The sequence below is a fragment of the Rhodoferax sp. AJA081-3 genome (genome assembly GCF_017798165.1).
In the GTDB taxonomy this organism is placed as follows: Bacteria; Pseudomonadota; Gammaproteobacteria; order Burkholderiales; family Burkholderiaceae_C; genus Allorhodoferax.
Map to the genome: position 1 here is coordinate 1388509 of NZ_CP059068.1, position 17692 is coordinate 1406200.

15 protein-coding genes are annotated in these 17692 nt (G+C 59.4%); 10 read left to right on the forward strand and 5 right to left on the reverse strand.

The window, feature by feature from the left end:
• Nucleotides 1-12: 12 nt before the first annotated feature.
• From HZ993_RS06455 to HZ993_RS06465, 3 genes are all read left to right on the forward strand, one after another.
• A complete protein-coding gene (locus HZ993_RS06455; RefSeq protein WP_209396426.1) occupies nucleotides 13-2079 on the forward strand; it encodes a S9 family peptidase in 2067 nt (688 codons plus the stop codon).
• A gap of 249 nt (nucleotides 2080-2328) precedes the next feature.
• Nucleotides 2329-2601, forward strand: a complete 273-nt coding sequence (locus HZ993_RS06460; protein WP_209396427.1) for a hypothetical protein — start codon at nucleotides 2329-2331, stop codon at nucleotides 2599-2601.
• A gap of 101 nt (nucleotides 2602-2702) precedes the next feature.
• Nucleotides 2703-3170 carry a GNAT family N-acetyltransferase gene (locus HZ993_RS06465; protein WP_209396428.1) on the forward strand — a complete coding sequence of 156 codons (468 nt, stop codon included), beginning with the start codon at nucleotides 2703-2705 and terminating at the stop codon, nucleotides 3168-3170.
• A 24-nt stretch (nucleotides 3171-3194) separates the two neighbouring features.
• Here HZ993_RS06465 and HZ993_RS06470 read toward each other — a convergent pair whose 3' ends face one another.
• From HZ993_RS06470 to katG, 4 genes are all read right to left on the reverse strand, one after another.
• On the reverse strand, nucleotides 3195-4010 hold the full coding sequence (locus HZ993_RS06470; protein ID WP_209396429.1) for an EAL domain-containing protein: 816 nt from the start codon (nucleotides 4008-4010) through the stop codon (nucleotides 3195-3197).
• An 84-nt stretch (nucleotides 4011-4094) separates the two neighbouring features.
• A complete protein-coding gene (locus HZ993_RS06475) occupies nucleotides 4095-6128 on the reverse strand; it encodes an ATP-binding protein (protein WP_209396430.1) in 2034 nt (677 codons plus the stop codon).
• Nucleotides 6129-6137: 9 nt separating this feature from the next.
• Entirely contained in the window at nucleotides 6138-6962 is an 825-nt protein-coding gene (locus tag HZ993_RS06480; RefSeq protein WP_209396431.1) for an ABC transporter substrate-binding protein, read from the reverse strand.
• Between the two features lie 136 nt (nucleotides 6963-7098).
• On the reverse strand, nucleotides 7099-9279 hold the full coding sequence (katG, locus tag HZ993_RS06485; protein ID WP_209396432.1) for a catalase/peroxidase HPI: 2181 nt from the start codon (nucleotides 9277-9279) through the stop codon (nucleotides 7099-7101).
• 104 nt (nucleotides 9280-9383) lie between these two features.
• Here katG and HZ993_RS06490 point away from each other — a divergent pair, with 104 nt between their 5' ends.
• From HZ993_RS06490 to HZ993_RS06505, 4 genes are all read left to right on the forward strand, one after another.
• On the forward strand, nucleotides 9384-9962 hold the full coding sequence (locus HZ993_RS06490) for a peroxidase-related enzyme (protein WP_209396433.1): 579 nt from the start codon (nucleotides 9384-9386) through the stop codon (nucleotides 9960-9962).
• Between the two features lie 159 nt (nucleotides 9963-10121).
• Entirely contained in the window at nucleotides 10122-12137 is a 2016-nt protein-coding gene (gene dnaG, locus HZ993_RS06495; protein WP_209396434.1) for a DNA primase, read from the forward strand.
• Nucleotides 12138-12430: 293 nt separating this feature from the next.
• Nucleotides 12431-14734 (forward strand): RNA polymerase sigma factor RpoD, encoded by a 2304-nt coding sequence (gene rpoD / locus HZ993_RS06500; protein ID WP_209396435.1) that lies wholly within the window; start codon nucleotides 12431-12433, stop codon nucleotides 14732-14734.
• Nucleotides 14735-14738: 4 nt separating this feature from the next.
• A complete protein-coding gene (locus HZ993_RS06505; protein ID WP_245213849.1) occupies nucleotides 14739-15572 on the forward strand; it encodes a shikimate dehydrogenase in 834 nt (277 codons plus the stop codon).
• Here the strand turns inward: HZ993_RS06505 and HZ993_RS06510 are convergent.
• Nucleotides 15569-15850: a late competence development ComFB family protein gene (locus HZ993_RS06510; protein WP_209396436.1), complete on the reverse strand. Its 282-nt coding sequence runs from the start codon at nucleotides 15848-15850 to the stop codon at nucleotides 15569-15571. The two genes, HZ993_RS06505 and HZ993_RS06510, sit on opposite strands and share 4 nt — an antisense overlap.
• Before the next feature lie 228 nt (nucleotides 15851-16078).
• Here HZ993_RS06510 and HZ993_RS06515 point away from each other — a divergent pair, with 228 nt between their 5' ends.
• The 3 genes from HZ993_RS06515 (at nucleotide 16079) to grpE (ending at nucleotide 17596) form a co-directional block, all read left to right on the forward strand.
• A complete protein-coding gene (locus HZ993_RS06515) occupies nucleotides 16079-16390 on the forward strand; it encodes a helix-turn-helix domain-containing protein (RefSeq protein WP_209396437.1) in 312 nt (103 codons plus the stop codon).
• A gap of 166 nt (nucleotides 16391-16556) precedes the next feature.
• Complete coding sequence (locus HZ993_RS06520) at nucleotides 16557-16910, forward strand: FKBP-type peptidyl-prolyl cis-trans isomerase (RefSeq protein WP_209396438.1); 354 nt, start codon at nucleotides 16557-16559, stop codon at nucleotides 16908-16910.
• 122 nt (nucleotides 16911-17032) lie between these two features.
• Entirely contained in the window at nucleotides 17033-17596 is a 564-nt protein-coding gene (gene grpE, locus HZ993_RS06525; RefSeq protein ID WP_209396439.1) for a nucleotide exchange factor GrpE, read from the forward strand.
• Nucleotides 17597-17692: the final 96 nt, after the last annotated feature.

Consider the following 17692-nt stretch of genomic DNA (forward strand, 5'->3'; position numbering starts at 1 on the left):
TTCTGGAGACCCATGCCCGCTTCCAAACACCCCATCACCATAGCCGACCTCTGGTCCCTCAAACGCCTGGGCACCGGTAGCCTGTCGCCAGACGGCCAGTGGACCTGCGCCACCGTCACCAGTTACGACATGAAAAAAAACGAGAGCAGCACACAGCTGTGGCTGCTCTCTACCGATGGCAAGACGCAGCGCCAACTCACACGCGGCAAGCGCGATGGCGATCCACAGTGGTCGCCCGATGGCAAATGGATTGCCTTCGTCTCCAAACGCGGCGAGGGCAAAGACGCCGATGCCGCCGGGCAGATCTACCTGATTGCGCCCGATGGTGGCGAGGCCCGCCGCGTGGCGCAACTGGCCACGGGCGTGAGCGCCCTGCGCTGGTTCCCCGACAGCAAACGCCTGGCCTTTGTGTCCTGGGTCTGGCCCGAGCTGACCACACAGGCTGCGCAAGAGAAAAAATTCAAGGAGGACAAAGACGATAAGGTTCAGGCCACGGTGGTGGAGCACAATCACTACCGCTACTGGGACCACTGGTTTGCCCGCGGCCGCAAGCCGCATATCCATGTGGTGGACATCCCCAGCAAAGGCGGCAACGGCAAAATCCGCGACCTGTTTGCCGGTACTGCGTTCCACCTGCCGCAGCAGGAGCCCGATGCCGCGCTGTTTGACATCAGCCCCGATGGCAAGGAGTTGGCGTTCACCTTTGACGCCAACCCCGACCCGCGCGATTTTTCATTCACCGACATCGTGGCCATGGATGTGAAGACGGGCAAGACCACCACGCTGACCACACGCGACAAGGCATTGGCCCAGTTTGCGTTTGAAGGCCCACGTTATTCACCCGACGGCAAGTACCTTGCCTTTGTGGGCTGCGACTTCACCCATCAACACAACGAACAGAACCGCGCCTGGCTGTTGGAACGCAAAACCAAAAAACCAATCCCCTGGAGCACCACCTGGGACCGCGGCGTCAACGGCCCGCTGCATTGGGCAGCCGCCAGCGATGCGGTGTACTTCACCGCCGAGCATGGCGTGGCACAACCCATCTGGCGCCTGGCCGTGGATGCGAAGGTGCCCACCGAAGTGTTGCGCGGCCCCGGTGAAGGCGGCACAGCAGGCGACCTGCGCATCAGCGCCAATGGCAAGACACTGGTGTACGCGCGCTCCAGCATGCTGCACCCACCCACGCTGCTGGCCTGCAATGCCGATGGCTCCGGTGAACGCGCCATTGAGAAGTTCAACTCCAAGCTGATGGCTGGACTGCAGATGGGCGACGCTCGGTCGGTAGAGGTTGCAGGCTTTGATGGCGACACAGTCCAAATGTGGATCGTCTCGCCGCCGGGCTACACCGCCAACACTAAGAAGAAGTGGCCGCTGATGCAAGTCATCCACGGCGGGCCGCACACCTGCTGGAGCGACACCTGGCACTGGCGCTGGAACATGCAGATGTTTGCCGCCAGCGGGTATGTCACCTGCGCGGTGAACTACCACGGCTCCAGCGGCTTTGGGCAAAAGTTTCTGTCCAGCATCAACGGCGACTGGGGCCGCCGCGAGATGGCCGATGTGGAAGCCGGCACCGACTACATGTTGGCCACCAGCACCATCGACGCCAAGCGCATGGTCGCCACCGGCGGCAGTTATGGCGGCTACATGGTGGCCTACATGAATGGCAACCTGCCCGCCAAGCGTTACCAGGCGTATGTGTGCCACGCAGGCTGTTACGACTGGGTGTCGATGATGGGATCAGACGGTTATTTCTGGTTTGGCCACGAACTCGGCGCTTTCCACTGGGACGACGAAGCCCGCGTGATGAAACAGTCGCCCCACCACTACGCGCAGAACTTCAACACCCCCACGCTGGTGATGCACGGCGAGCTGGACTACCGCGTGCCCTACTACCAGGGCCTGGCCTACTACAACACCCTGCGCGCGCGCGGCATACCGTCGCGCCTGGTGTTTTTCCCGGATGAGAACCACTGGATTTTGAAGCCACAGAACTCCAAGCTTTGGTATGCGGAGTTCACCGGGTGGTGTGACCGGTATACGAAGGGTAAGGGGTCATCTAAGTTGGTGAAATAGCTTGCTATAGACTTGATAGCTATACAACTATATTTTTCGGGGGCTAGAGGCATATTTCGTCACTAGCGCTCTGGCTCTGGGGCTGCAGAGTTTGGAGCCGGGGTCCGCGCCTCATGGTGTAAAACGCCCACAAATCGGCGCGGACCCCGGCTCCAAACTCTGCGCGGGGCGGTGCGGGATTGCGGCGCGTGTTGGGGGTCAGGGTTTCGATCTGAATTGCTTTGGACATTGAGTTGTTAGGATTCACAAATGCACTTTTCGCGTCGTGAGAGAGCTTTCCTGACGGGGGTTTTGGTTGTTTCCTGCCTCTTGGGCGGACTCGCAGGCTATGCTGCCTTGACCGATGAACTGCACCTGCAGTCTTGCGGGGGTGTTTTAGATGAGGACGTGCAGACTGTGATGTGGCACAACACTTGGACCACTGGCATTACATTTTTGGGGTTTGCTCTCATCGCCTTTTTCACCGTGGGAATAGTGCCGGTGATCCTGCGACGACTTCTCTCCAAAATGGGCGGGGCGTGATGCCTGTCAGTTGGCTCCACAACGGCGGCGTTCGTTCCTGCATTTCTTTACAGTTGGGTACGCGGTTGTGGGCCACCCACGCTGGCCGACACTTGCCTTAAATGAGTTTGTTTCTACGCGCCGCCACACTTGCCGATGCGCCAGCCGTCGCCGATGTCTACCTATCGTCTAGGGCCACGTTTCTTGCCTACGCACCTCTTGCGCACAGCGAAGCGGATATTCGCCTGTGGATCGAGTCAAAACTAATCCCTGACGCATCCGTCACCGTTGCCCAGGTTGGTGGTGAGGTCGTTGGGTTTGTGGCAACGGCCATCGATGGTCCGCTGTTGTGGCTTGATCAACTATATGTTCGACCGGACTCGGTCGGCTTGGGTTTGGGTAGCAAACTGCTGGAGCATGCACTGGCAGGTGTCACGCAGCCAGTTCGCCTCTACACGTTCCAGGCCAACGCCGGTGCCAGGCGCTTCTACGAGCGGTATGGCTTCAAACCAGTGGAGTTCTCGGACGGGCAGTCCAATGAAGAAAAATGCCCCGATGTTCTGTATGAACGCGCAGAGCATCCAGCCTGAGCAACTACCCTCCGCAACCAGACATCAATCGGCGTAAACCGCAGCGTCAACCGTCGCCACAGCTCTGAACGCAGGCTTGGCAAACAGATAACCCTGCATCAGACGAATACCCGCGTCACGCAAAAAGTCTCGCTCTCCCAGGGTCTCAATGCCTTCTGCGACCACCTGAATGTTCAGCTCTTCACAGAGACGCACCAAGCTGCGCACGATGACCTGGCGTGGATGATTGGTGTCGATATGGCGTATCAGGTCCATATCGATCTTGATGATGTCGGGCTGAAAATCCGACAGCAGCTTCATACCCGCATAACCCGCGCCAAAGTCGTCAATGGCGGTCTTGAATCCGCAGCGTTTGTATTCGCGCAGAATCTGTGCAAACCAGGGGCCGTCTTCGATGCGCTCGCCCTCCGTCACTTCAAAGATGATGCGGTCCAATGGAAAGTTATGCACCTGCGCCGCTGCCAGCGTGGTGCGTATGCAGACTTCGGGTTTGTAGATGGCGTTGGGCAGAAAATTGATGGACACATACTCTTGTATGCCCAACTGGCTGGCCCCACGGATGGCCTTGACGCGGCAGGCCTGGTCGAACCGGTAGCGGTTCTGCTCATTCACCTGCGACAACACAGAGTAAGCGCCTTCGCCATTGGGCCCGCGCACCAGAGCCTCGTGCGCGAACACGGTCTTGCGCTCTACATCGACTATGGGTTGAAACGCGTAGTCAAACTCAAAACCCACACGTTCTGCCTTGCCGCAATCCACACAGTCTTGCGGTGTGCCGGCCAGCGGCTTAAAGTCTATCGGGAAGGTGGGATTGACTCCGGGCGGGGGGACAAGCTTCATCGGTAGAACTCCAAAACGGCGTAATTTCAAGGACCATCATGCGCTGAGCAAGCTTAATAAAAATCTATCCCTGTGCCAACCATGTTATCGACCCAACGTGCTGCCCAACAAAGTGGGCAAGGGTACTTCTGGCGCGGCTGCCGGGGCGACCAGGGGCAGCCTGATGGTGAAACAAGCCCCCTGTCCGGGAGGGCTGTCCACCTTCAGTTCGCCACCCATCATGCCAGTTACCAAGTTGTACACGATATTGAGTCCTAAGCCACTGCCGCCCTGGCCAAATTTGGTGGTGAAAAATGGGTCAAAAACACGGGCCAGGTTGGCATCTGGAATCCCGCTACCGTTGTCACAAACCGTCAGCTCAACCTGCGCGTCGTTCAGTCGTCGAACGTTTAAGGTAACCACTCCATTTTCGCGGCCATCAAAGGCATGCAACAGCGCGTTGCCGATGAGGTTGGTGAGTATTTGTGCCAAGGGTCCAGGGTAACTGTCCATCGTGATGCCTGCCGGTACGACACTATGCACCGCGTGTTGCGACTTGCGAATACTCGGGCCCAAGGTCAGCAAAATCTCCGCAACGGCGGCATCCAGTTGGAACACGCGCCGGTTGACACTGGCCTGGTCAACGGCGACCTGCTTGAAGCTGGCAACCAGTTCTGCCGCGCGGTGCAGGCTGTGCATCAGAATATCGGAGCCCTCGCCAACCGTTGTCAAAAAAGCATTCAGGCGACTGCGGGTAATTCCTTTTTCGACATCGCTGGTGAAGGCTTTGACATGCTCTTGCAAGGTGCTGGCCACGGTCAAACTGTTGCCAACCGGTGTATTGAGCTCATGTGCAACCCCTGCGACCAGCGAGCCCAATGCCGACATCTTTTCCTTGCGCACCAACTCGGACTGCGCAGTGGTCAGTTGCGCCAGCGCTTCCGATAGTTCCTGTGTGCGCTCGCCGACACGTCGTTCCAGCGTTGCGTTGAGCCCGAGAATATTCAGCGCCTGCTGGTGGTTGTCGGTGACGTCTTCGTAGGCCAGTATCAGCATGGGCTGTTCCGCCATGGCAAGCACTTGTCCGGATATTTCACACAGGATGCTGGGCCGGCCATCTCCGGGCTGCATCCAAGCCTGGTGGCGGGAGATCACACCCTTTTGCTCAAGCGTCCGCAACACCTCTTGGCGCACTTCTTGGCTGACCCACATGCCATTGTGCGCGCCACTGGTTCCCAGTATGGCCTCTCGGCTGCGGCCAAACAGCCGCTCCCAGGCGCCGTTCACATCCAAAATGGTGAACGCCCCGCCCATTTGCGAGACCGAGATAGCTACGGGTGATCCGTCGAAAATGGCGAGAAACTTGGCCTGGCTGACACTCAAGGCAGCCTCCGTGCGCCGCCGCACCAGCAGTTCCTGGGTCAAGGCGTCGTTCTTTTGGTCGCGCTCGGCGATCAGGCTCGATAACTCGGTGCGCATATGGTCCAGGCCCTGGGCCAAGGTCCCCAGTTCGTCAGCGTGGCGCCATTGCAGAGGCTGGGTGAGTTCGCCACGTGCCAGTCGCGACGCATCGGCCTGCAACGCCCGCAGCGGCCGCATCATGCGCCAGTCAAACAGCAACCAGATCAAGGCAAACGAAATGGCCAGCTGGGCTACCAGCGCCAAGGCCTGTTTGGCAATATCCCGAAAAATGTCCGCTTGAATCCGTGCAGTCGTGAGTTCAAGTTCCAGGTACCCGATCACCAGGCCCTCGTGCACGATGGATCGCCTTTCAATCAGAGGCGTGCTCTGGAGAGCCAGCCCACTTTTTTTGTGAACAAGGACTTTCTGAAACTCGTCTCTGACGGTGACACTGACGACATCCGGGTTGCGCATGACTGCGTCAGTGAGCCCGGTTGTCACGTCTTTATCGACCGTCCAGATGGCGATTGCCAGACCGCGTGACAGTACGTCTGAGTACAACTGCATCGGCACCCGAACCCGCTGGTTGACCTCGGTTTCTAGCCTGCTGGTGGTCTGAAAATAGGTCAACAACAAGGCGGGCAGAAAAATCCCCAGCCCCGCACCCAGCATCAGGGTTTGCCGCATGGACAACTTGGTCCAGCGCTGGAATAGAGTAGTCCCCAGGGAAGTATTCACTACGGCGCGTCAGGACTTTGATTGCTTTCGCCAAAGCTGAATATTGGGTTCAATCAGTTTTTCCATGGCCTTCTCTTTGTTCAACTTGAGTACGGCTTTGGTGATGAGCGCACGCATCTCTGGTGTGTTGCAGGGGGATTTGTGGGAGAAGGTCAAAAACAGAGCTTCACTGCTGACCTCGGTAGCAGCAATTTTTAAGCCAGAAATATTCAATTTGGCCATGTAGGCCAGACCGGGAGCCTCTTCATAAATCATGTAGTCGGCACGCGCCAGCGCCAGCATCTGAATCGCCTGCTCCAACGTCGGTACGGTGGTTATCTTGAGGTTGGCCTTGGCATACTGATCAAATGCCTCACCAAAGCTGTTGTTGATCACGGTAAGGCCGTGCAGGCCGCGCAGATCGTCCCAGGCCTTGAAGGGCACCGGTTTGGCAGCAGCGCTCCAAACCACGCTGCGGGTGCCTTGAAACGGTGGATGGAAATAGTCCATGTAGTCCAGTCGGGCCTGCGTAAAAAAGGCCCCCGCAATCAAATCGATTCGACCGATTTTTGCTTCTTCCTGCACGCGGGCCCAGGTCCCTACATAACGGACTTCAATGGGGATGCCCAAGGCTTGGGCCAGCAGTTGCATGAGGTCGGCATTGGCGCCGATCAACTTGCCGGGTTCCTGCGTGTCACGCCAAAGGTAGGGCGCGTACTCTGGGTTTCCAGTGGCGACCAGCTTCTTGCAGGTATCCGCCCTGGCGGAGTGTCCCAAACCCAAAATACCGACCATGGTGCAGGCAACCAAGACCCGTACGATATTCCCCACCCGGTATCCAACATCAGCGGCCATGGAATTTCACCTCGTTTGAGTTAGCTCCCCGTATGCAGTCTAGCGTGTATCCGTGGACGTGCCAACGCGCCATTTGCGAGGCAACACCCCTGCCAGTCCTGCGCAATTGCAGATCTGGCAGGCATGGCTAAACAGCTCAAGCCAGGTCGAAGCGGTCCAGGTTCATGACCTTGGTCCAAGCGGCCACAAAGTCCTTGACCAGCTTTTCCTTGCCGTCGGCGCTGGCATACACCTCGGCATACGCGCGCAGCACCGAGTTGGAGCCAAAGACCAGGTCGGCCCGGGTGCCGGTGTATTTCACCGTGCCGGTCTTGCGGTCTTTGCCTTCAAACACTTCGCCCTCGCCGTCCGCTGCCTTCCACACCGTGCCCATGTCCAGCAGGTTGACAAAGAAATCGTTGCTGAGCACACCCACCGTGTCGGTGAACACGCCATGTGGGCTGCCGTCGGCATTGGCGCCTAACACGCGCAGGCCGCCGACCAGGGCGGTCAGCTCGGGCGCGGTCAGTGTCAACAACTGGGCCTTGCCGATCAACAGGGCCTCGGTCGCGGCGCCGATCTTGCCCTTTTTGTAGTTGCGAAAGCCATCCACCTGCGGCTCCAGTACGGCGAAGGATTCCACATCGGTTTGCGCCTGGGTGGCATCTACGCGCCCTGGGGTAAACGGCACCTCCACCGCCACACCGGCCGCCTTGGCCGCCAGTTCGACACCCACGCTGCCGGCCAACACGATCACGTCTGCCAGCGATGCCTTGCCAGATGCCTTTTGGATATCTTGCAGCTTGGCCAAGGCCTTGATGGCAATCGCGTTGATGGCCCAATCCTTTTGCGGCGCCAGGGCCAGGCGTGCGCCGTTGGCGCCACCGCGCTTGTCGCCTCCGCGGAAGGTGGAGGCCGAGGCCCAGGCCACCGACACCATTTCGGAGACGGACAGGCCAGAGGCTGCGATTTTTACCTTAAGGTCGGCAAGGTCCGCGGCCGTGGGATTCAGCGTTGCGGCGGGCAACGGATCTTGCCAGATCAGGTCTTCCTTGGGAACCTCAGGCCCCAGGTAACGCGCCTTGGGCCCCATGTCACGGTGGGTCAGCTTGAACCAGGCGCGGGCAAAGGCTTCGGCAAAGGATTGTGGGTCGTCATGGAAGCGCTTGGAAATCTTGCCGAACTCAGGGTCGAAACGCAGCGTCAGGTCGGTAGTCAGCATGGTGGGCTTGTGTTTCTTGCCCGGCACATGGGCGTCGGGAATGATCTCCGGCGCATCCTTGGCCACCCACTGCTTGGCGCCCGCGGGGGAGTGGGTCAGCTCCCATTCGAACTTGAACAGGTTCTCGAAGAAGTTGTTGCCCCACTGGGCGGGGGTCGTGGTCCAGGTCACTTCCAGGCCGCTGGAAACCGTGTCTTTGCCATGGCCGGTGCCGAAGCTGCTGTTCCAGCCCAGGCCCTGGGCTTCGATGCCCGCGCCTTCGGGCTCCGGGCCCTTGTGTGATTCGGGTGCGGCACCGTGGGCCTTGCCAAATGTGTGGCCGCCCGCGATCAGCGCAACGATTTCTTCGTCGTCCATGGCCATGCGGTAGAAGGTGGCACGGATGTCTTTGGCCGCGGCCAGGTAGTCACCGCTGGCGTTGGGGCCTTCGGGGTTCACATAGATCAGGCCCATGTGGGTGGCGGCCAGGTTTTTGTCTAGCTCGCCCTCGCCCTTGTTGCGGTCAAATGCAGCGCCGTTGGGGCCACTGAAACGTTTGTCGGCGGCCAGCCATTGGGTCTCGGCGCCAAAGTTCACGTCCATGTCGGGTTCCCACACGTCTTCGCGGCCACCGGCAAAACCAAAGGTGCGAAAGCCCATGCTCTCCAGTGCCACGTTGCCCGCCAGAATGAACAGGTCGGCCCAGGAAATCTTCTGGCCGTATTTCTGCTTGATAGGCCACAACAGCCGACGCGACTTGTCGATGTTGACGTTGTCGGGCCAGGAGTTCAGCGGGGCAAAACGCTGTTGCCCGCGTCCGCCGCCGCCACGGCCATCCAGCGTGCGGTAGGTGCCGGCGCTGTGCCAGGCCATGCGCACCATCTGCGGGCCATAGTGACCAAAGTCGGCGGGCCACCAGTCCTGGCTGTCGGTCATCAGTTTGACCAAGTCGGCCTTCAGGGCCTTGTAGTCCAGCTTCTTGAATTCTTCGGCGTAGTTGAAGGATTCACCCAAGGGGTTGGACTTGTTGCCATGCTGGTTCAACAACTCCACGCGTAACTGGTTCGGCCACCAGTCCTTGTTGGTGGTGCCGCCGCTGGCAGCGTGGTGGAAGGGGCATTTGGCTTCGCTTGACATGGGTCTCTCCTTGGATGGTTTGCACTAGACTGACTGGGTCAGTGTAGATTTCGAACATCTATCAATCAAGTTAGTTTTATTAATTTAAGCTATAGCGCAATCCAATGTCCACACCCCGTTATCCCCTGCCCGACCTCAACACCTTGCCCGAAGACATCCGCACCAAGATCCTGGAGGTGCAAGAAAAGTCCGGCTTTGTGCCTAATGTGTTCCTGGCCTTTGCCCGCCGCCCGGCCGAGTGGCGCGCGTTCTTCGCCTACCACGACGCGCTGATGCTGCGCGAGGGCAGCAGCCTGACCAAGGGCGAGCGCGAGATGATCATCACCACCACCAGCGCGGCCAACCACTGCCTGTACTGCGTGGTGGCCCACGGTGCGATCCTGCGCATTTATGAGAAAAAGCCGCTGGTGGCCGACCAGGTGGCGGTGAACTACCGCAAGGCCGACATCACGCCACGCCAGCGCGCCATGCTGGACTTTGCGATGAAGGTCTGCCTGCACTCCGACACAGTGGAAGATGCCGACTTCACCAAACTGCACGCCCACGGTTTTGACGAGGAGGACATCTGGGACATTGCCGGCATCACGGCCTTTTTTGGCCTGTCCAACCGCATGGCCAATGTAACCAGCATGATGCCCAACCCCGAGTTTTATCTGCTGGGGCGGGTGCCCAAGCAAAAATAAGCCGGAATGGGCAGATGGGGAGGGAGGGCCTGCCGGCAATCGTTGTTGGCGAAATATGCCTCTAGCCCCCGTAAATACTAGCTTATTAGCTACTTATTTTATAGCAAACGACGGGTGCTTGAGCAAACCCCGGCCAACCGCACTGCCTACAATCCCGCCATGGCCATCCCGCAAACCTTTATCCAGGAACTCATCGCCCGCGCCGATGTGGTGGAGATTGTTGGCCGCTACGTGCAGCTCAAGAAGGGCGGCGCCAACTTCATGGGCCTGTGCCCCTTCCATGGGGAAAAGTCGCCGTCGTTCTCGGTCAGCCCGGCCAAACAGTTCTACCACTGCTTTGGCTGCGGCAAAAACGGCAATGCCATCAGCTTCTTGATGGACCATGCCGGCATGACCTTCATCGAAGCGGTGAAGGACCTGGCCCAGCAGTACGGCATGCAGATCCCCGAGGACGAAGCCTCACCCGAAGACCGTGCCCGCGCCCAAGAGCAAAAGCAGAAGCAGAACACGCTGACCGATGTGCTGGAGAAAGCCGGAGACGCCTACCGCCGCGCGCTGAAGGACTCACCCCGCGCCATCGCCTACTTCAAGGGCCGCGGCCTGTCCGGTGAGATCGCCAAGCAGTTTGGGCTGGGTTATGCACCCGAAGGCTGGCGCAGTCTGGCCAGTGTCTTTCCGCACTATGACGACCCGCTGCTGGTGGAAAGCGGCCTGGTCATCTCCAACACCGAAGAAGGCGGCAACGAAGAGAAACGCTACGACCGCTTCCGCGACCGGGTGATGTTCCCCATCCGCAATATCAAGGGTGAATGCATAGGCTTTGGCGGCCGTGTGCTGGGCGACGACAAACCCAAGTATCTGAACTCACCCGAAACGCCGGTCTTCAGCAAGGGCCGCGAGTTGTACGGCCTGTTTGAGGCCCGCAATGCGCTGCGCGAACATGGTTATGTGCTGGTCACCGAGGGGTATATGGACGTGGTGGCGCTGGCGCAGCTGGGTTTCCCCAATGCGGTGGCCACTTTGGGCACGGCCTGCACGGCTGACCATGTGCACAAGTTATTCCGTTTTACCGATGCAGTCGTGTTCAGTTTTGACGGCGACTCGGCCGGCAAACGCGCGGCGCGCAAGGCGCTAGACGCCGCGTTGCCCTACGCCACCGATGTACGCAGCATCAAGTTTTTGTTTTTGCCCGATGAACACGACCCCGACAGCTTTATCCGCGCCCACGGCCAGGATGAATTTGCTCGGTATGTGTCCGAAGCCACACCGCTCTCCCGCTTCCTGGTGGAGGCGGCGCGCGAGGGCTGTGACCTGAACACGGCCGAGGGCCGCGCCCACATGGCGGCCAATGCCAAACCGCTGTGGGGTTTGTTGCCCGATGGCGCCCTGAAGCTGCAATTGCTCAGTGAACTGGCTGCACAGGTGCAACTGCCCAGTGCCGAACTGGGTGCGCTGTGGGCGGGGGCCAGCCAAACGCCGCAGAGCCACAGAGCCCCACCCGCCGTGCGCCACAGCGGCGACTGGCAGCCCGACGACTATGACGAGAACAGCGTGGGCGCTACCTCTTGGGGGCACCCGCTGGATGGTGAAGGCGCCACGTCCACTTGGAAAAGCAAGAGCAAGTGGGAGGGCAAGAGCGAGTGGAAGGGCAAAGGCAAGTGGGAAGGCAAAAACAAATGGGACCGTGATCGCCCTGTGCGCCCACCACTACGCGGCCCGCTGGCCAGCCGCGCCGACCACGCCACGCGCATTTTGCTGGGTCACAGCGAATTGTGGGAGGCATTAACCAACGAGGACCACGCCCTGTTGTGCGAACTGCCCGCGCCCCACGGCCCGCTGATCGCCTGGCTGGAGGCCCAGTTGCACGAACACGGCCCGCTGGCCTGGGGCGCCCTGCGCGACGAGCTGAAGGGGCAAACTGCAGAAGAATTGGCGCTGCGGCTGATGTCTGATCCCACCATGTCCAATGGGGTTGCAGGCGAAGGTGCGGGTGACACCGGTTTGGAACTGCGCGATCTGCTCAACCGCATGCTGATAGACCGCATCAAGGAGCAGGAAACCCTGGCTATTGCTGCCATCAGTACGGACCCGACGGCCCAAGCCCATTACCGCGAGTTACATGCCCGCCGCTTGCAACTGGAGTTGGCCAGCCGCCCGCCTGCAGCCGCCACCTGAGGCGACTCTGCGCCTTGAATTTCCGCAATCCGCCAATATCATCCAATAACACGCCGCATTCCGGCTATACTACTTGGTTGTTTCGGCAAGAGCGACAGCAGCACCTCCGGGCCAGGCCAAGCGTTGGTAGATCACAACCGGCCACCTTACCGCAAGGACTGCATTCCAAATGTTCGCCCTCCCATCTTGCCACTAGGAAGTTTTTCCTGCCCTGCCAACTGCGCCTGCCTCTGTAGCGGTGTAGACGGCGCCCGATCTGTTCGCCCGTTTTTTTGATGTCCTGAGGTTATCGCATGCCTGCTCAAAAATCTGTCAAAGCTGTCCAGTCCCCGACCAAGTCCGATAAGAAAGCCAAACCCGTGCCCGCATCCAAGCCACCTGTTGTTCCCAAGTCGAAGGCCCAGCTCTTGAAAGACGCGGCAGACGCCCTGCTCAATGCTGGCGCAGCAGCCAAGAAGAAACCCGGTCGCCCACCCAAGGCCGCAGCGGCGGAGTCCGACGCGCCGCCCAAGACAGGTGCCAAACGTGGCCGCAAGCCCAAGGCAGGCGCAGCTGCAGAATCCTCGGGCGATGACATGGACATGTCGGACATTGAGGCCGATCTGGTCGGTGAACCCGAAGCGGTTGCCGCCACGGGCGAGAAGGTCAAGCCCCTGCGCATGAAGATCAGCAAGGCGAAGGAACGCGCCTTGATGAAGGAATTCGGCCTGGACGAAACGGTCCTGTCTGAAGAGGACATTGCCAAGCGCCGCCAGCGCCTCAAGGCCCTGATCACCCTGGGCAAGACCCGCGGTTACCTGACCCACGGCGAAATCTCCGACCACTTGCCCGACAAGCTGGTCGACGCGGAAACGCTGGAAGTGGTGATCTCCATGTTGAACGACATGGGTGTAGCGGTGTACGAACAAACGCCGGATGCCGAGACCCTGCTGCTGAACAACAATGTGTCCACCGCCGCCACCCAGGAAGAGGCCGAGGAAGAAGCCGAGGCTGCACTGTCCACGGTAGACAGCGAATTCGGCCGCACTACCGACCCCGTGCGCATGTACATGCGTGAAATGGGCACGGTGGAGCTGCTGACCCGCGAAGGCGAAATCGAAATTGCCAAACGCATTGAAGGCGGCCTGATGGCCATGATGGAGGCGATCAGTGCATCGCCCGCAACTATTGCCGAAATCCTGCGTTTGGGCGAAGACATTCGCGAAGGCAAGGTTGTTATCACCACCATCGTGGACGGCTTCTCCAACCCCAACGAGGCCGACGACTACGTGGCCGAAGAAGATTTTGATGAGTTCGACGCCGATGACGACGACGACGGCAAGGGCGGCTCCAAGGCACTGACCAAGAAGCTCGAAGAGCTGAAAAAAGAAGCGATGTCCCGCTTCGACCGCCTGCGCGAACTCTTTGAGAAAGTGCACAAGGTTTACGACAAGGAAGGCTACGGCACACCACACTACATCACCGCCCAGAAGGCGCTGAGCGAAGAGCTGATGTCCATACGTTTCACCGCCAAAGCGATCGAGAAGCTGTGCGACATGGTGCGTGGCCAGGTGGACGACATCCGCAAGAAAGAGCGCGAACTGCGCCGCATCATTGTGGACAAGTGCGGCTACCCACAAGAGAACTTCATCGCCGACTTCAGCGGCCGTGACAAGAATGGCAACAAGATTCCATCGCAATTGCTGAACCTGAAGTGGATCGAAAAGCAGGCAGCTGCCGGCAAGTCGTGGAGCGCGGTGATGGGCCGCAATATCCCGCCCGTGCAAGACCTGCAGCAAAAGTTGACCGACCTGCAAGCCAAGGTCGTGGTGCCACTGGACCAGTTGAAAGACATCAACAAGCGCATGAACGCGGGCGAATACGCATCGCGCGCCGCCAAGAAGGAAATGATCGAGGCCAACTTGCGCCTGGTCATCTCCATCGCCAAGAAATACACCAACCGTGGCCTGCAGTTCCTGGATCTGATCCAGGAAGGCAACATCGGTTTGATGAAGGCCGTGGACAAGTTTGAATACCGCCGCGGCTACAAGTTCTCGACCTACGCCACCTGGTGGATTCGCCAGGCCATCACCCGCAGCATTGCGGACCAGGCGCGCACCATCCGTATCCCGGTGCACATGATCGAAACCATCAACAAGATGAACCGCATCAGCCGCCAGCATTTGCAGGAGTTTGGTTTCGAACCCGATGCATCCGTGCTGGCCGAGCGCATGGAGATTCCGGAAGACAAGATCCGCAAGATCATGAAGATCGCCAAAGAGCCGATCTCCATGGAAACACCCATCGGCGACGATGACGACAGCCACCTGGGCGATTTCATCGAAGACGGTGCCAACACCGCGCCGATGGAAGCCGCGATGCAGGCAGGCCTGCGCGACGTGGTCAAGGATATTCTGGACAGCCTGACGCCCCGCGAAGCCAAGGTGCTGCGCATGCGTTTCGGTATCGAAATGACCTCCGACCACACGCTGGAAGAAGTGGGCAAGCAGTTTGACGTGACCCGTGAACGCATCCGCCAGATCGAAGCCAAGGCGCTGCGCAAGCTCAAACACCCCAGCCGCAGCGACAAGCTGCGCAGCTTTACCGACAACTTATAAGTCTGTGGCCCCGTACAAGCTGGCAGGGGTCATGGGTTGGCCGGTGGCGCATTCGCGCTCACCGGTCATCCACAACCACTGGATTGCGGAGCACGGCCTTAGCGGCGCTTACGTGTTGCTGCCGGTCCAACCAGAACGCATAGAAACCGCGCTGCGCGCCCTGCCGGTGTTGGGTTTTGCCGGTTGCAACCTGACGATTCCGCACAAGGTCGCCGCGCTTGCCGTGGTGGACCGGGTTGAGTCGCTGGCACAGCGCATCGGGGCTGTCAACACCATCGTGGTTGAGGCAGACGGTTCACTGACCGGGCGCAACACCGACGGATTTGGTTATATCCAGAGCCTGTTGGACGCCCAGCCCGGCTGGAAGGCCGACGCGGGGCCTGCAGTTGTTTTGGGCGCTGGGGGTGCGGCGCGCGCCGTAATCGTCGGCCTGATGGACAGCGGCGCCACCGAGATTCGCCTGACCAACCGTAGCTGGGCCAAGGCCCACGACATGGCACAGGAGTTTGGCGGGCCGGTGCGCGCCATTCCCTGGGAAGACCGGCACGATGCGCTGGCCGGTGCTGCCCTGCTGGTCAACACCACCAACCAGGGCATGCATGGTGAAGCAGCGCTGGACCTGCGCCTGGACCAGCTCCCCGTTCAGGCGCTGGTATCGGACATCATTTATGTGCCACTGGAAACACCCCTATTGGAGGCAGCAAGGCTGCGGGGGCACGTAACAGTGAATGGGCTGGGCATGCTGCTCAACCAGGCCAGACCGGCATTTGCGGCGTGGTTTGGCGTGCAGCCCGGCGTCACGCCTGCGCTGCTTGCCAAAGTGCTGGCGACGTTTTAGGCCGCGGCTTTGGTAGAGCGTTCGAGCACAAAACCAAACGCGAACTGCAGCACTTCTTCCAGCGACAGTTCAATGGCGTGGCGCTCCTGCTCGGTCAGGTAAAACATCAGATCCACGTCGTGGCGTACGTAGCGCGCCGGCAGGCGGTTCAGGGCCACGCAGGCGACGTCACCCAGCATATCGGGTGAAAAGTCCTGGTATTGCTCTGAGCGGCGAGCCACTTCTTCAAAAACAAGACGCTCGTAGTAGTTGTGTACCTGCTCAAAATTAAACACCATGGGAATCTCCAAAAGGCGGCCCAAAAACTTGCTTTGGGCACAACCTTAGCACCTCTGCCATCCTCTGACAAGCGACCGGAGGCCGTGCCACCAGCTATGAAACTTGTAGCATGCCGAAAACTGCGATATAGTTTCACCTGATTAAATAGGCCGGGCAAAATTGCAGTGTCGGCCGTCGTGGCCAAGCAGTTGGTCGGCCGAGAACCCGCGTCAAGGAGAGGTAAGTTAATGAGTGCTAAAGAATCGGTCGCCATCGGCCAGTTGCTGAGTCTGCTGGAGTCTCGCTACGCCATGCGCGTGTTGTGGGCCCTGCGCGACGGCCACGCACAAACATTCCGTTTGTTACAGGACAGCGTGGGTGGCATCACCCCCAATACGCTGAACACCCGTATCAAGGAACTGCGTGAAGCCGGGTTGATGACCCATGGCAGCGACGGTTATTCCGTGACCAATCTGGGCGCCGATTTGCTCAAACGTTTGGGTGACCTGCAGGCATTTGCCGGCAAATGGTCCACCAGCCAGGCCAAAAAGGCAACTTAAGCCCCAGTTTCGCAACTCGGCATCCCCAAAGACAGGTTTTAACCTGTCTTTTTTTTGCCTGCGGCATAATCCAAGGCTTTGCCGAACGGGATGAAGTGCCATGCCTGTCTGCCAGGCAGCCTCCGTTCGCGCGACGATCCGTCCAATTTTCACCAAAGGATTTCCCATGACCACCACCGCTACCGGCCTGCAATACGAAGACACCAAAGAAGGCACCGGCGCTACGGCTACCAAGGGCCAGAGCGTGACAGTGCACTACACCGGATGGCTGTACAACAATGGCACCCAAGGCGCCAAGTTTGACTCCAGCAAGGACCGCAATGACCCGTTTGTTTTCCAGTTGGGCGCTGGTATGGTGATCCGCGGATGGGACGAAGGCGTCGCAGGCATGAAAGTGGGCGGCGCACGCACACTGATCATCCCGGCAGACCTGGGATATGGCGCACGTGGCGCTGGCGGCGTTATTCCTCCCAACGCAACCCTGAAATTTGACGTGGAACTGCTGGGCACCTCGACCTGATTGGCGCCCGGACTGCCGGGTACCACGCCAAAAAAGGGCCCTATGGCCCCTTGAATTGCGCTGCTGAAGCCCCATAACTAGGCTCAGCAAAACAACCCATAGTCAAACCTACACCTACTTGCATGTCTGACCAGCCATCTACCCCCCAACAAGAGCCTTCTGACGCCAGTTTTCAAAGCACCGAAGGCATGTTTGCGTCGCAAAACACTGCAGAGCCGGACATTCTGGCCCAGGTGCAAGCCGAGTTGGCAACTTTGCAAGCCAAGACCGGTGACCTGGCAGACCAGTATCTGCGTGCCAAGGCCGATGCCGAAAACGCGCGCCGCCGTGCCGAAGAAGAAATTTCCAAGGCGCGCAAATTCGCGGTGGAAAGTTTTGCTGAGAGCCTGCTACCGGTCGCCGATAGCCTGGAAGCGGGCCTGACCATCAAGGACGGCACTGTGGACCAGATTCGCGAAGGTGCCCAAGCCACACTGCGCCAGCTGACGGCAGCACTGGAGCGCAACAAGGTTATGGCCATTGCCCCAACCCCCGGCACCAAATTTGATCCGCACCAGCACCAGGCCATCAGTGTGGTGCCGTCCGAGCAGGAAGCCAACACGGTTGTCGGCCTGTTGCAAAAAGGCTATCTGATTGCGGACCGCGTGTTGCGCCCCGCCCTGGTGACCGTTTCGGCCCCCAAATAAGCCAGATCCACGCAATTACCACTTGAAATCCGTACATCTGGCTTCAAGTCATCCTCATCTGTAAATTCATCGAATAACCTTGCGGGACGGGCCACT

What these genes read in the sequence shown, in the direction of transcription:
- HZ993_RS06455 (WP_209396426.1), top strand. Translation starts at nt 13, where the DNA reads ATGCCCGCTTCCAAACACCCCATCACCATAGCCGACCTCTGGTCCCTC.
- HZ993_RS06460 (WP_209396427.1), top strand. Translation starts at nt 2,329, where the DNA reads ATGCACTTTTCGCGTCGTGAGAGAGCTTTCCTGACGGGGGTTTTGGTT.
- HZ993_RS06465 (WP_209396428.1), top strand. Translation starts at nt 2,703, where the DNA reads ATGAGTTTGTTTCTACGCGCCGCCACACTTGCCGATGCGCCAGCCGTC.
- HZ993_RS06470 (WP_209396429.1), bottom strand. Translation starts at nt 4,010, where the DNA reads ATGAAGCTTGTCCCCCCGCCCGGAGTCAATCCCACCTTCCCGATAGAC.
- HZ993_RS06480 (WP_209396431.1), bottom strand. Translation starts at nt 6,962, where the DNA reads ATGGCCGCTGATGTTGGATACCGGGTGGGGAATATCGTACGGGTCTTG.
- katG (WP_209396432.1), bottom strand. Translation starts at nt 9,279, where the DNA reads ATGTCAAGCGAAGCCAAATGCCCCTTCCACCACGCTGCCAGCGGCGGC.
- HZ993_RS06490 (WP_209396433.1), top strand. Translation starts at nt 9,384, where the DNA reads ATGTCCACACCCCGTTATCCCCTGCCCGACCTCAACACCTTGCCCGAA.
- dnaG (WP_209396434.1), top strand. Translation starts at nt 10,122, where the DNA reads ATGGCCATCCCGCAAACCTTTATCCAGGAACTCATCGCCCGCGCCGAT.
- rpoD (WP_209396435.1), top strand. Translation starts at nt 12,431, where the DNA reads ATGCCTGCTCAAAAATCTGTCAAAGCTGTCCAGTCCCCGACCAAGTCC.
- HZ993_RS06510 (WP_209396436.1), bottom strand. Translation starts at nt 15,850, where the DNA reads ATGGTGTTTAATTTTGAGCAGGTACACAACTACTACGAGCGTCTTGTT.
- HZ993_RS06515 (WP_209396437.1), top strand. Translation starts at nt 16,079, where the DNA reads ATGAGTGCTAAAGAATCGGTCGCCATCGGCCAGTTGCTGAGTCTGCTG.
- HZ993_RS06520 (WP_209396438.1), top strand. Translation starts at nt 16,557, where the DNA reads ATGACCACCACCGCTACCGGCCTGCAATACGAAGACACCAAAGAAGGC.
- grpE (WP_209396439.1), top strand. Translation starts at nt 17,033, where the DNA reads ATGTCTGACCAGCCATCTACCCCCCAACAAGAGCCTTCTGACGCCAGT.